The sequence below is a fragment of the Streptomyces violaceusniger Tu 4113 genome, from assembly GCF_000147815.2.
Classification (GTDB): domain Bacteria; phylum Actinomycetota; class Actinomycetes; order Streptomycetales; family Streptomycetaceae; genus Streptomyces; species Streptomyces violaceusniger_A.
In genome coordinates, this window is record NC_015957.1 from 6,648,849 (window position 1) to 6,662,392 (window position 13,544).

11 protein-coding genes and 1 pseudogene are annotated in these 13,544 nt (G+C 72.0%); 4 read left to right on the top strand and 8 right to left on the bottom strand.

The features are described 5' to 3' along the window. The first annotated feature begins 185 nt into the window (after positions 1 to 185). Complete coding sequence (locus STRVI_RS27055) at positions 186 to 2,243, top strand: NPCBM/NEW2 domain-containing protein (protein ID WP_014058818.1); 2,058 nt, start codon at positions 186 to 188, stop codon at positions 2,241 to 2,243. A gap of 66 nt (positions 2,244 to 2,309) precedes the next feature. Here STRVI_RS27055 and STRVI_RS27060 read toward each other — a convergent pair. Beyond that, a pseudogene (locus STRVI_RS27060) lies at positions 2,310 to 3,836 on the bottom strand (serine/threonine-protein kinase). 121 nt (positions 3,837 to 3,957) lie between these two features. Further along, positions 3,958 to 4,932, bottom strand: a complete 975-nt coding sequence (locus tag STRVI_RS27065; protein ID WP_014058820.1) for an ROK family protein — start codon at positions 4,930 to 4,932, stop codon at positions 3,958 to 3,960. A gap of 145 nt (positions 4,933 to 5,077) precedes the next feature. On the opposite strand from STRVI_RS27065, the gene STRVI_RS27070 reads away from it, so the two are divergent. Together STRVI_RS27070 and STRVI_RS27075 are read left to right on the top strand one after the other, a co-directional pair. Beyond that, on the top strand, positions 5,078 to 6,139 hold the full coding sequence (locus STRVI_RS27070) for a LacI family DNA-binding transcriptional regulator (protein WP_014058821.1): 1,062 nt from the start codon (positions 5,078 to 5,080) through the stop codon (positions 6,137 to 6,139). 142 nt (positions 6,140 to 6,281) lie between these two features. Then, the gene (locus STRVI_RS27075) at positions 6,282 to 6,734 is read left to right on the top strand and encodes a hypothetical protein (RefSeq protein WP_150112923.1); all 453 of its coding nucleotides are present in this window, start codon (positions 6,282 to 6,284) and stop codon (positions 6,732 to 6,734) included. A gap of 23 nt (positions 6,735 to 6,757) precedes the next feature. Here the strand turns inward: STRVI_RS27075 and STRVI_RS27080 are convergent, their stop codons facing one another. After that, on the bottom strand, positions 6,758 to 7,141 hold the full coding sequence (locus STRVI_RS27080) for an SHOCT domain-containing protein (protein ID WP_014058823.1): 384 nt from the start codon (positions 7,139 to 7,141) through the stop codon (positions 6,758 to 6,760). Between the two features lie 138 nt (positions 7,142 to 7,279). Here STRVI_RS27080 and STRVI_RS27085 point away from each other — a divergent pair, with 138 nt between their 5' ends. Continuing rightward, positions 7,280 to 7,948: a GAP family protein gene (locus tag STRVI_RS27085; protein ID WP_014058824.1), complete on the top strand. Its 669-nt coding sequence runs from the start codon at positions 7,280 to 7,282 to the stop codon at positions 7,946 to 7,948. Between the two features lie 37 nt (positions 7,949 to 7,985). On the opposite strand, the gene STRVI_RS27090 is transcribed toward STRVI_RS27085, so the two are convergent. From STRVI_RS27090 to STRVI_RS27110, 5 genes are all read right to left on the bottom strand, one after another. Then, complete coding sequence (locus tag STRVI_RS27090; protein ID WP_014058825.1) at positions 7,986 to 9,197, bottom strand: hypothetical protein; 1,212 nt, start codon at positions 9,195 to 9,197, stop codon at positions 7,986 to 7,988. A gap of 278 nt (positions 9,198 to 9,475) precedes the next feature. Further along, on the bottom strand, positions 9,476 to 10,765 hold the full coding sequence (locus tag STRVI_RS27095) for a DUF6986 family protein (RefSeq protein WP_014058826.1): 1,290 nt from the start codon (positions 10,763 to 10,765) through the stop codon (positions 9,476 to 9,478). 181 nt (positions 10,766 to 10,946) lie between these two features. Continuing rightward, entirely contained in the window at positions 10,947 to 11,909 is a 963-nt protein-coding gene (locus tag STRVI_RS27100; RefSeq protein WP_014058827.1) for an electron transfer flavoprotein subunit alpha/FixB family protein, read from the bottom strand. Between the two features lie 87 nt (positions 11,910 to 11,996). Further along, entirely contained in the window at positions 11,997 to 12,782 is a 786-nt protein-coding gene (locus STRVI_RS27105; RefSeq protein ID WP_014058828.1) for an electron transfer flavoprotein subunit beta/FixA family protein, read from the bottom strand. Positions 12,783 to 13,021: 239 nt separating this feature from the next. Continuing rightward, positions 13,022 to 13,528 carry a flavin reductase family protein gene (locus tag STRVI_RS27110; RefSeq protein WP_014058829.1) on the bottom strand — a complete coding sequence of 169 codons (507 nt, stop codon included), beginning with the start codon at positions 13,526 to 13,528 and terminating at the stop codon, positions 13,022 to 13,024. Between the last annotated feature and the right edge of the window lie 16 nt (positions 13,529 to 13,544).

The following is a 13,544-nucleotide window of genomic DNA, read 5'->3' on the forward strand; positions in this document are numbered from 1 at the left end:
ACAATCGAACGCGAGTGAGGGGATCTCACCCGGCGCCCAGGCAAAACGTCAAGGGTTTTGACGAGGTATCGAACAACTGTTATCGCATCTCTTCCAACAGACTCCAACAGGGTCTACCGTAAACGCTCGCATGTGGCGCAGCCATGACACTGCGTCACCCCCGTTGGGAACGGAGGACCCGCATCGTGCGCCACCGCTGTTTTCGCCCCTCGAAGCGAAGAGTCATCGGAGCATTGAGCGCCGGCCTGCTGGCAACGGCCGGCCTGGCCCTCCCGGCCGTCGCCCAGCCGTCGCACCCCGCCGAGGTCACCACACCGGCCTCCGCGCCGAGCGCCGCGCCCGGTGACGGGCTCGCCCTCACCCCTCCGATGGGCTTCAACAACTGGAACTCCACCCATTGCCGCGCCGAGTTCAACGAGGCGATGGTCAAGGGCATCGCCGATATCTTCGTGGCGAAGGGGCTGAAGGACGCCGGATACCAATACGTCAACCTCGACGACTGCTGGGCGCTGCCGCAGCGCGACGCGGACGGCAAGCTGGTCCCCGACCCGGTCCGCTTTCCGAACGGCATCAAGGCCGTCGCCGACTATGCCCACTCCAAGGGACTGAAGATCGGCATCTACACCAGCGCGGGCACCAAGACCTGCAATACCGCCGGCTTCCCCGGGGCCCTCGGCCATGAGAAGTCCGACGCCCAGCAGTTCGCCGACTGGGGCATCGACTACCTCAAGTACGACAACTGCAATAACCAGGGTGTCGACGCCAAGCAGCGCTACCGCGCCATGCGCGACGCGCTGAAGGCGGCGTCCGAGTCCACCGGCCACCCCATCGTCTACAGCATCTGCGAATGGGGCGAGAACAAGCCATGGGAGTGGGCCGGTGAATTCGGCCAACTGTGGCGGACGACGGGCGACATCAGCGACAGCTGGGGCAGCATGCTGTCGATCGCCAAGCAGAACCTGCCGCTCGCGCAGTACGCCGGACCCGGCCACTGGAACGACCCCGACATGCTGGAGGTCGGCAACGGCGGGATGACGGACACCGAGTACCGCAGCCACTTCTCGCTGTGGTCGATCATGGCCGCACCCCTGCTGATCGGCACCGATCTGCGCAAGGCCACCGACGAGACCTATGAGATCCTCGGCAATCGCGAGGTCATCGGCGTCGATCAGGACCCGCTCGGCAAGCAGGGCACCGTGGTCTCCTCCGAGGGCGGTCGCTGGGTCATCGCCAAGGAGATGGCAGACGGCAGCCGCGCCGTCGCCCTGTTCAACGAAACCGACCGGCCGCAGCACATCGCCACCACGGCGACCGGGGTCGGGCTGCCGAAGGCGACCGCGTACCGGCTGCGCGACCTGTGGTCGCACAAGGACTACAACACCGCCGGAGCCATTTCGGCTACCGTCCCGGCCCATGGCACCGTGCTCTACCGGGCCTCGGCCGACGCGCGCTGGGCCTCCTACCCGCCCCTCGCCGAACTCGGCATCGACGGCACCGCGCTGACCGAGGCCGGGGACACCGCCCAGGTCGTCACCACCCTCACCGACCTCGGCCGCACCCCGGCCCATCAGGTCTCGGTCCGCCTCACCGGCCCCGACGGCTGGCGGATCAAGGCCACCTCCCCGACCCGGGCCGCCTCGCTGCCCACCGGCTCGAAGCTGGCCACGCGCTGGCAGGTCACCGCGCCCGCCGGGTCCGCACCCGGTGCGTACGATCTGACGGTCGCCGCCGACTACCGCTCACCGAAGGGCGCCAAGGCCGCCGCGCGGCTGGTCTCGGCGGTCCATGTGGTGGTCGCACCGCCCTCGGGCAGCTCGTACGCGAGCGATCTGTCCTGGCTGAGCGCGCTCAACGGCTGGGGCCCGGTGGAGAAGAACACCAGCGTCGGCGAGAGCGGGGCGGGTGACGGCCACCCGCTCACCCTCGGCGGCACCACGTACGACAAGGGCCTGGGCGTGCACGCCCCCAGCGAGGTCACCTACTACACCGGGGGCCGGTGCTCGCGCTTCACCGCGCAGGTCGGCGTGGACGACGAGGAGGGCACCGAGGGATCGGTCGCCTTCGAGGTCTGGGCGGACGACACCAAGGTGGCGTCGTCCAAGACACTGACCAACGCCGATCCGGCCACCGCCCTTGACGCCGCCATCGGCAAGGCGAACACGGTCAGGCTCGTCGTCACCGACGGCGGGGACGGGGTCACCAGCGACCACGGGGACTGGGCCGACGCGTCCTTCACCTGCTGAGACCTCTCCACCCCACGCTGACTCTCCACCTCACGGAGATCCGCCCCTTCCCGCGGCCGCCCGGGCTCAGCACTCGGGCAGCCCGGGGAGGGGCTCGTCGTTGTTCCCGCCCTTGACGTAGACGACGCTCACATAGACATCGCGATGACCGTTGTCGTCGTCGGTCCTGGCCCACCACACGTTCGACCACGTGCCGTAGGTCTCCCGGCGGCCCAGGCTCTCCTGGCAGAAGAAGTAGTTCACGCCATGCTTGAGGGTGCCGACCGGCTCACCACCCTGGGTGTACGAGGTGGCGTCCCGCCACACCTCGCAGTCGTACCGACCGCCGCCGCTGCCGTGGCAGACGGGCGCGGCCCCCGAGGGCGGGGCCGATGAGCCCGCCGGGCCGCCTTGGTCGCCATTGCCGCCGTCCGGGGTGCGGGACGCGGACGGTGAGGCCGTGTCACCCGGCTCGGCGCCATCCTGCCCGGCCGTGCCGCTCGCCCCTCCGCCGCCCGGTGAGGCGGTCTCCCCAGGCCCCGCCGGCTCGCTCGGCGCGTCCTTGGTCCGCTCCGACGCCGAATCCTTCGTCGGCCCCGACGCCGTGCTGTGGTCATCGCCTGCGACCAGCGCGTACGTCACCCCGCCGGCGATGAGCACGACGGTGGCGGCGGCGGCCGCGATGAGCGCTCGGCGGCGCGGGCGGCGGGCCGAGGCCCGGCGGCGGGACGGCCGCAGCGTCCGGTGCGGACGGGGGCCGCAGGCCCTGCGGCGTCCGCCCGGCGGCCACGTCCGCCAGCATCCGGCGCGCCTCGGCGGCGGACGGCCGCCCCCGCGGATCCTTGTCCATCAGCGCGTGCAACACGGGCGCCAGCGGCCCGGCCAGCCGCGGCTCGGGCAGCGGTTCGGTGACGATCGCGGTGAGGGTCGACCATACGGAGGTGCGGCGGAACGGCGACGAGCCCTCCACCGCCGCGTACAGCGTCATCCCCAGCGCCCAGATGTCCGAGGCCGGGCTCGGGTCCTGCCCCTGGGCGCGCTCCGGTGCGAGATAGTCCAGGGAGCCGATCAGCTCGCCGCTGCGGGCAGCTTGGTGGTCGCGCCGTCCTCGGGCGCCTCCAGGCTGGCGATGCCGAAGTCCGTAAGGACGACACGGCCCGCGCGGTCCAGCAGCACATTGCCGGGCTTCACATCCCGGTGCAGCACCCCGGCGTCATGGGCCGCGCCGAGCGCGTCCGCGACCTCGGCGCCGAGCCCCGCGGCCTCCCGGGGGTCGATGGTGCCGCGTTCGTCGATCACATCGTCGAGCGAGGGCCCGTCGATCAGCTCCATGACGATGAGCGGCAGCCCGTCCTCCTCGGCCACATCGTGGACCGTGATCACCCCGGGGTGCCGGATCCGGGCCGCCGCCCGCGCCTCCCGCTGCATCCGGGTGCGCAGATCGGCCAGTTCGGCACTGGACGCGTCGGTATGGGCGCGCAGCACCTTGACCGCGACCTCCCGACCGAGCACCGCGTCCACGGCCCTGCAGACCACGCCCATGCCGCCCCGGCCGAGCCGGCCCGTCACCCGGTACCGCCCGCCCAGGAGCCTGCCGGACAGATCGCCGCCCATGTCCACCGGTGCCACCGCTCCGCTCCCCCTCGCGCTCTCCTCGGCCCCGCCTGGCCGCTGCCGGGCTTCAGGGCTTCGGGCTGAGGGCGAACAGCTTAGGGGGAGAGGGTGACAGCGGGACTCAATCGCCGGTCGGATGCCCCGCCGCCGGGCCGAACCCCTCCAGCCGCGCCTCCTGCGCCGCCGCGGCGGCCGCGCCCACCAGCCCCGCGTCGGTGCCCATCTGTGCCGGGACGACCTCCAGTCCCTGGACGAACGACAGGGTCGCGTAGTCGCGCAGGGCGCGCCGCAGGGGCGTGAAGAGCACGTCCCCGGCGCCCGCCACCCCGCCGCCGATGACCGCCACCTCGATCTCGACGAGCGCGGCGGTCGCGGCGATTCCGGCGGCCAGGGCCTGGGCCGCCCGTTCGAAGGAGGCCCGCGCCACCGGGTCGCCGTCCCGCGCCGAGGCGGCGACGGCCTGGGCGCTGGTGTCGCCGTCCGGACCCGGGCGCCAGCCCCCGTCCAGAGCGCGGCGGGCGATGTTGGGACCGCTGGCGATCCGCTCCACGCAGCCGCGTCCGCCACAGGGGCACAGGTCCCCGTTCAGGTGCACGCTGATGTGGCCGATGTGCCCGGCATTGCCGGTCGGGCCCGGGTGCAGCAGGCCGCCCAGGACCAGCCCGCCGCCCACGCCGGTGGAGACCACCATGCACAGCGCGCTCTTACGGCCGCGCGCCGCGCCCTGCCAGTGCTCGGCGGCCGTCATCGCCGGCCCGTCGCCGACCAGCGTCAGCGGCAGTGCGCCGGTGGTCTCCCGGACCCCGGCGACCAGCGGGAAGTCACGCCAGCCGGGGATGTTGACGGGGCTGACGGTGCCCACGGAGGCGTCCACCGGGCCCGCGCTGCCGATGCCGACGGCGGCGACCCGCGACCAGTGCGCGGTGGCCGCGAGCTCCTTGAGCACGGCGGTGACCTGCCGCATGACCGTCGCGCCGTCTTCCTGGGCACGGGTGGCGCGGCGGGCCCGTGCGACCAGTTTTCCGCTCCCGTCCACCAGAGCGCCCGCGATCTTGGTCCCGCCGATGTCCAGTGCGGCGATGAGGTCACGTGGCATAGGTGTCGACTCTCCTGGTGGGCATGCTGGTGGGCATGGACGTGTTCGGTGTGCGACAACAGTCTTCCCGCCGCTGACAACGTTGTCCAGGGGCTATGCTCGTCACTCCCTCCCCCACGACGACCAGCGACGGGACGAGCGCACTGTGACCGACACCGCCCCGAGCACCGCCACACGCCGTTACGGCACCCGGCCCACTATGAAGGACGTCGCCGCACGGGCCGGAGTCGGCCTCAAAACCGTCTCCAGAGTGGTCAACGGCGAACCGGGCGTCACCCCCGACACCGAGCGCCGCGTCCAGGAGGCCATCACCGCACTCGGCTTCCGCCGCAACGACAGCGCCCGCATTCTGCGCAAGGGCCGTACGGCGAGCATCGGACTGGTCCTGGAGGATCTGGCCGACCCCTTCTACGGTCCGCTGAGCCGCGCCGTCGAGGAGATCGCCCGGGCCCATGGCGCACTGCTGATCAACGGATCCAGCGCGGAGGACCCCGAGCGCGAGCAGGAGCTGGTGCTCGCCCTGTGCGCGCGCCGGGTCGACGGCCTCGTCATCATCCCGGCCGGCCGTGACCACCGCTATCTGGCCCCCGAGATGGCGGCCGGGGTCGCCACCGTCTTCGTCGACCGCCCCGCGGGCCGTGTCGACGCCGACGCCGTCCTCTCCGACAGCTTCGGCGGTTCCCGCGACGCCGTCGCCCATCTGATCGCCCACGGCCACCGCCGGATCGGGTTCCTCGGCGACCTGCCGGGCATCCACACCGCCGCCGAGCGGCTGCGCGGCTACCACGCGGCGATGAGCGACGCCGGACTGCCGGTCCATGACGCCTGGGTCTCGCCCGGCCCCACCGATCCGGAGCGGGTCCGGGCCGCGGCCACCGCGATGCTGAACGCCACCGAGCCGGTCACCGCGCTCTTCGCGGGCAACAACCGGGTCACGGTCACGGTCGTACGGGTCCTGGCCGAGCGCCCCGCGCCCGCCGCGCCGGTGGCCCTCGTCGGCTTCGACGACTTCGAGCTCGCCGATCTGCTCTCCCCCGGGATCACCGTCATAGCCCAGGACTCGGCCCAGCTCGGCCGCACCGCCGCCGATCTGCTCTTCCGTCGCCTCGACGGCGCGAGTGGGGACCCCCAGCGGGTCGTGCTGCCGACCCGGCTGATCCCGCGCGGCTCCGGCGAACTGCCCCCGCCCGCGACGTCCACACCCTGACCCCAGCGGCTGGGCCGTTCCCCGAACGGCGCGTTTCCCCCGAACGCCTGAACGGCCCCGCTCCGGTTGCCCCGGCCCCCCACCGCCCCGAGGGTGGATGCGGACGGCCCGGGACCCCGGCCGGCGGAACGAGGGAGACGCGATGAGCAGGCGCCGAACGCGGACGATCTGCGCGGTGAGCCTCATGGCCGTGCTGGCGCCGGCCGCCGTCGGCTGTTCGGACGGCGGGGGCACCCCGTCGTCCGAAGTGTCCCGGGCCTCCGCCGCCATCGCCTCCGCGAGGTCGTCGGCCCAGGCCGAGCTGGGCAAGATCAAGGGCGGCTCCCAGGCCAAGCGCGAGGTGAAGGCCGGCCGGGTGTCCCGCGACGGCGCGGGACGGTCCGTGGCACCGCTGACCGTGACCAACCGGGGCAAGCACACGGCCAACTACGCCATTGAGGTCAACTTCCGCGACGCGGACGGGGACTTGGTCGACGCCGTCGTCCTGCACCTGTCCAAGGTGCCCCCGCACCAGCCCACCAAGGCCACGGCCCACAGCCACCGCAAGCTCACCGGCCACATCACGGCGCAGGTGGGCACCGCGGTGCGGTACTGATCACCGCGGTGCCGATGGTTCGTTCAAGCGGCCAGGACCTTGGCCTTGGCCCGTTCGTACTCCTCGGGCGTGAGGTCGCCGTGGTTCTTGAGCTCCACGAGGTGCTCGAGCTCCTCCGCCCGGCCGGTGGTACCGGTCGTGCGCACGAACTCCCGGAAGTCCTTCTCCGCCTGCTCCGCACGCTTCATCTCGCGCATGCCCATCCCCCGCCCCCGTGCCACCAGGTACACGATGACGCCGAGGAAGGGCAGCAGGAGGGCGAAGACGGTCCAGCCCGCCTTGGCCCAGCCGCTCAGCGAGTCGTCACGGAAGAGGTCGGTGAAGACACGGAACAGAAGCGCCAGCCAGAGGATCCAGAGAAAGACCCACATCGTGGTCAGGAAAACATTCAGCAGTGGGTAGTCCATCGTCAGCCTCCCGTCGGCCACGCCCGGCGCGGCCGTGAGCACCCCGCCGGGCCCCACTCCTTCAGCTTACGGCGCCACGGTCGGCGCAGCGCCGGATGCCGTGGCGGCGGGCGGTGCGTAGAAAGGGGAGTCGGGAGGGTGATCGGGCGACGAGGGCTGGAAGGGCAGGCGGTCGTGGATCTCCAGATTCTTCCCTTGGCCGTCACCATGATGGCCGGCCCTCAGATCGTGGCCGCGGTCATCCTGGTGACCACCGCGCGTCCGGTGCGGGTGTCCCTGGCGTTTCTGCTCGGGGTGGCGGTCGCGACCGCGGCGGGGGTCGCCCTCGCCCGGGGGCTGTGCGGGCTGCTGGGGCAGGTGGTCTCGCCGGGCAGCCCGGCCGACCGGGGATCGGCCGCGTCGGTCGTACAGCTCGTGCTGGTGGGGCTGTTGGCACTGGTCGCTGTCAAGAACGTGGTGAAGCGGCGGACGGTCGAGCCGCCGAAGTGGCTGGGCGCGCTGATGGAAGCCGGTCCCCGTAAGGCGCTCACGACCGGCTTGCTGATCATCCTGCTCATGCCGTCCGACATCGTGGTCATGCTGACCGTAGGAGCCAATCTGGAGCAGCACCGGGCGGGGTTGGCGGCGGCGCTGCCGTTCATCGCCGCCACCGTACTGATCGCGGCGCTGCCGCTGCTGGGCTACCTCCTCCTCGGCGACCGGGCGCGGCGCGCGATGCCCCGGCTCCGGGAGTGGCTCGCCACCCATAGCTGGGTGGTCAATGCCGCCGCATGCCTGATCTTCATCGTGCTCATCCTGACCCCCTGACGGCCTGGCCCTCTGCCCCCTTGGCGGCCTGAGGCCCCTAACGGCTCCTGCCGTGCGCCCCCGTGCGGCCCATGGCGGCCAGGAGGGCGATCACCGCGAGGGCGGCCAGCAGGATCAGCACCAGGAAGAGCACCGTCAGCACGGTGGGGTGGTTCCACAGGGCGAACACCGCGACCGGCACCAGCAGGGCCGCCGTCGTCAGTCCCCGCCGGTGGTCCGCGGTCCAGATACCGGCCTGGCCGGTACGCATCCCGTGGGACGCGCCCCAGCGGGCCGCGCTGTCGGCGAGGACCTCCGCCGTGCCGCGTACCGTGCTCGGCAGCCGCCCCGGGCCGACCAGATAGGCGCCGAGCGCGACCACGACGCCGAGCACCAGCACGGTGAGCACGGTGACCCGCAGAAAGCGCACCACCGTGTCGAAGAGGACCGAGGCGGCCTCCCTGGACAGCACGCTCACCGGCACATGGTCGAGGTAGTAGCCCCGGCCCACCGCGAGGGCCAGCGCCAGGGCGAGGGAGGCGAGCGCGGTGCCCAGGGCCGCGCGGGCGAGCGCCCGGCGGCGCCGGTGGGCGAGCAGCACTCCGGTGCCGCCGAGGGTCACCGTCAGCGCGGGCAGCCAGTTGCCCGCCAGGTCGAGGAAGCGCGCCGACCGTCTGATGGTGTCGAGCCGGTCGGAGTGGAAGAGGACGAGCCGCTGGTGGATGTCGGGGATGCCGGTCACCGCGGGGAGCCCGGCGTCCACCAGTTGCTGTCTGACCCGCTCCACGGCGGCGCCGACGTTGAGGGTGACGGTGTGCCCCTCGACGCCGACCGGCCCGCCGCCCTTGCCGGTGAGGGCGCCCACGACGGCGGTGTGGGCGGCCCGGTTGGCGCCGGTCCACACGGCGGGGAACTGCTCACTGCGCACGATATGGGCCGCCACCTTCCGCACCGCCTGGTCCAGGGCCGAGTCCAACTGCGGGGCCAGCCCTTCGATGGTGTCGGCGGCCTGTTCCGGGAGGCCGTGGGCGCGCAGCCAGGAAGCGATGTCGGCGGTGACCTCGCGGCTGTTGTGGCGGATGTCGACGGCCTCGCTGACCTGGTCCACGGCGGTGTCCTGGATCGCCGGGTCCTTCGCCAACGGGGCGACCGTCGCCACGTAGCGGTCGGTGTCCAGGACGATGTCGTGGACCCACACCGTCAGCACGGACACCGGTACGAGCAGGCAACCGAGCAGGATCAGCAGGGCCGACACGGCGCTTCTGGCCATGAACCCATCTCCCGCCTTCCCCGGCGGGGCCGCATCCCGGGTGACACGTGCGGGTGAGCGGATATGGCCAAGCGGATCAGCGGGCCCGGCGGCCCGGGTGCAACTGTGGGCTCCGGCGCGACGGTCTCCAGCGGACGGGCGGGCTCAGTCGGGCCCATGGGCTCCTGCGAGTCGACAAGTGCCCACCGATCCGCGGGCTCCAACAGACCCGCAGGCTCCGGCAGATCAGCAGGCTCCCGCCGATCAGCAGGCCCCGGCGGACCCGCCGACTGCCGAGGTCAGGAGACGGCCGGGGCCCGCCCCGCCAGCGCGTCGAGTTCGGCGCGGCCCAGGCCGGTCAGCCGCTCGACCTCGGCGCCGTCGAGGGCCCGGCAGTCCAGCCCGCGCACCAGATGGCCGCTGAGCGCCTTGGCGGTGGCCGGTTCGTCGGCGATGCCGGTGCCTTGGGCCGTACGGTCCACATACGCGGCGAGCCGCTCCGCCGCGGCCTCCAGGCCCTCGCGGTAGAACGCGTAGACGGCGGCGTAGCGGGTGGGGAGGTGGCCGGGGTGCATGTCCCAGCCCTGGTAGTACGCGCGCGCCAATGACCGCCGGACCAGGCCGTGGTGGAGCCGCCAGGCGTCGTGGACCCGCTCGGTGGGGCCGATGGGCAGGACGTTGGTCGAGCCGTCCGAGAGCCGTACTCCGGTACCGGCGGCGGCGACCTGCATCACCGCCTTGGCGTGGTCGGCGACGGGGTGGTCCATGGACTGGTGGGCGGCGCCGACCCCGCAGGAGGCGCTGTAGTCGAAGGTGCCGTAGTGCAGTCCGGTGGCGCGCCCCTCCGCGGCGTCGATCATTCGGGCGACGGTGGCCCGGCCGTCGGAGCCGAGGATGGCCTGGGTGGTCTCGATCTGGATCTCGAAGCCGATGCGGCCCGGGGCGAGCCCGCGCGCCTTCTCGAACTCCTCGCACAGCCGGACCATCGCGGTGACCTGCTCCGCGTACGTCACCTTGGGCAGAGTGAGCACCAGGCCGTCCGGCAGTCCGCCGGCCGCCATGAGCCCGGTAAGGAAGATGTCGAGGGTGCGGATGCCCCGGTCGCGTACGGCGGCCTCCATGCACTTCATGCGGATGCCCGCACAGGGCGGCGCGCCGCCCTCGGCGCAGGCGGCCGCGAGAAGCGAGGCGGCGCGGGCGGCCGCGGCGTCCTCCTCGGCGTCGGGGCGCGGGCCGTAGCCGTCCTCGAAGTCGATGCGCAGATCCTCCACGGGCTCGCGCTCCAGCTTGGCCCGCACCCGGGTGTGGACGGGTTCGGCGAGGTCCTCGGGGAGGCCGAGGACGGCGGCGAAGGAGTCGGCGTCGGGGGCGTGCTGGTCGAGGGCCGCCAGCGCCTGGTCGCCCCAGTCGCGCGCGGTGGTGGCGGTGAGGAGGTCGCCGGGCACGTAGACGGTGTGAACGGGCTGGCGGGTGCCCGGGTCGCCGGGGTAGCGGCGGGCGAGTTCGGCGTCGACGGTGGCGAGTGAGTCGGCGATGGACGCCCTTACGGCACCGGGCAGGCTGGTCGGCACGGTCTCCTGAGGCTTCATGTCCGCTCCTCCGTCCTTCCCGCCGCATCCAGCTTGTTTCCACGTTACGGAAACGATGATCCGTAGCGCGAAGTTATCCGGGCGCTCGACGGCTGGTCAACACCCCCTTCGGCAGACCTGAGGCCTCGTACGCGCATCGCGTACGAGGCCTCACGGAACGTCCTGCGGGGATCGCGGAGGATCAGCCCTTGCGGGTCTTGACCTCTTCGGTCAGCTGCGGGACGACCTCGAAGAGGTCACCGACCACGCCGTAGTCGACCAGATCGAAGATCGGAGCCTCGGCGTCCTTGTTGACCGCCACGATCGTCTTCGAGGTCTGCATACCGGCCCGGTGCTGGATCGCACCCGAGATACCCGCCGCCACGTACAGCTGCGGCGAGACCGTCTTACCGGTCTGACCGACCTGATTGGTGTGCGGATACCAGCCCGCGTCCACCGCCGCACGAGAGGCGCCGACAGCCGCACCCAGGGAGTCGGCCAGCGCCTCGACGACGGGGAAGTTCTCCGCACCGCCCACACCACGGCCACCGGAGACCACGATCGCCGCCTCGGTCAGCTCCGGACGCCCCGTCGACTCACGCGGCGTACGCGAGACCACCTTCGTCCCCGTCGCCTGCTCCGAGAACGACACCGACAGCGCCTCGACCGCACCCGCGGCCGGAGCGGCCTCCACAGCCGCCGAATTCGGCTTCACCGTGATCACCGGCGTGCCCTTGGACACACGGGACTTGGTCGTGAACGCGGCGGCGAACACCGACTGCGTGGCCACCGGACCCTCCTCACCGGCCTCCAGGTCCACCGCGTCGGTGATGATCCCCGACCCGACGCGGACCGCGAGACGGGCCGCGATCTCCTTGCCCTCCGCGGAGGAGGGGAACAGCACGGCGGCCGGGGACACCGCCTCATACGCGGCCTGGAGCGCGTCGACCTTCGGGACCACGAGGTAGTCGGCGAACTCGGGCGCGTCAGCGGTCAGCACCTTCACCGCACCATGCTCGGCAAGGGCGGACGCCGTGTCCCCGGCACCCGCGCCCAGGGCGACGGCGACGGGCTCGCCGATACGGCGGGCCAGGGTCAGCAGCTCCAGAGTGGGCTTGCGGACGGCACCGTCCACGTGGTCGACGTAGACAAGGACTTCAGCCATGGGAATCGCTCTCCTGCGACATGCGAAAGAAATGGACGGTAAGGGCGGCGGAACCAGTCAGATGAACTTCTGACCCGCGAGGCGGCCTCAGATGAACTTCTGACCCGCGAGGAACTCGGCGAGCTGCTTGCCGCCCTCGCCCTCGTCCTTGACGATCGTGCCCGCGGTACGGGCCGGACGCTCCGTGGCACCGTCCACCGCGGTCCAGGCACCCTCGAGACCGACCTCGTCCGACTCGATCTCCAGGTCCTCCAGGTCCCAGGACTCCACCGGCTTCTTCTTCGCCGCCATGATGCCCTTGAACGACGGGTAACGCGCCTCACCCGACTGGTCCGTCACCGACACCACCGCCGGAAGCCGCGCCTCCAGCAACTCCGTCGCGGTGTCACCATCCCGGCGCCCCTTCACTGTGCCGTCCTCGACCGACACCTCCGACAACAGCGACACCTGCGGCACACCCAGCCGCTCCGCCAGCATCGCCGGAAGCACACCCATCGTGCCGTCGGTGGAGGCCATGCCACAGACCACCAGGTCATAGCCGGCCTTCTCCACAGCCTTGGCCAGCACCAGCGAGGTACCCAGCGCGTCCGTGCCGTGCAGATCGTCGTCCTCGACATGCACGGCCTTGTCCGCCCCCATCGACAGCGCCTTGCGCAGCGCGTCCTTGGCATCCTCCGGACCGACCGTCATCACGGTGATCTCGGCGTCATCGGCTTCGCCGGCGATCTGGAGGGCCTGCTCAACGGCGTACTCGTCCAGCTCCGACAGCAGGCCGTCCACGTCGTCGCGATCGACGGTCAGGTCCTCGGCGAAGTGCCGGTCGCCGGTGGCGTCGGGCACGTACTTCACACAGACAACGATCCTCAAGCTCACGCCGGCTCTCCTACTGCATCGTCTCTACCGAGCTGCCTTGTTGCTGGCAGCATAGGCGCCTTCGGGGGCGGGACCCGGGCGGTACCGCGGGCGGTTTCCTGCCGGGGCGGCCCATGCACCGCAGCAAAATATTACTCGTCAGTACACCCAGCTCATTCCCCGGATGCAAGCCGCGTGAACTGTGACCTTGCCAACGCCGCGATCAGCGGAAGGAGCGCACGCCGGCGGGAGGGCGCGGCTCAGTCGCGCAGCGCGTTGAAGCGCCCCTGGTGGTACAGCAGCGGACGGCCTGCCCCTGCCGCGGTGCCCGTGGTCACCTCGCCGATCACCACCCGGTGGTCCCCGGCGGGTATGCGGGCCACCACCCGGCACACCAGCCACGCCAGCACCCCGTCGAGCACTGGTACGCCCTCGGGTCCCGAGCGCCAGTCGGTGGCCGGTCCGAAGCGGTCGGCACCGCTGCGCGCGAAGGTCGCGGCCAGCTCCCGTTGGTGCTCGCCCAGGATGTGGACACCGACGTGCTCGGCCTCGGAGAGCACCGGCCAGCTCGAGGAGCCGCTGCCCACGCCGAAGGAGAGCAGCGGCGGCTCGGCGGCGACGGAGGCCAGGGAGGTGGCGGTGAAGCCGACGGGGCGGGTGTCCTGGGCGGTGATCACGGCGACGCCGGAGGCGTGCCGGCGGAAGACGGAGCGGAAGAGGTCGGACGTCGCGAGCGAGGACGTACCGAGGTCGTGCGTTGCCGTCATGGAGTTGTCCTTCTGC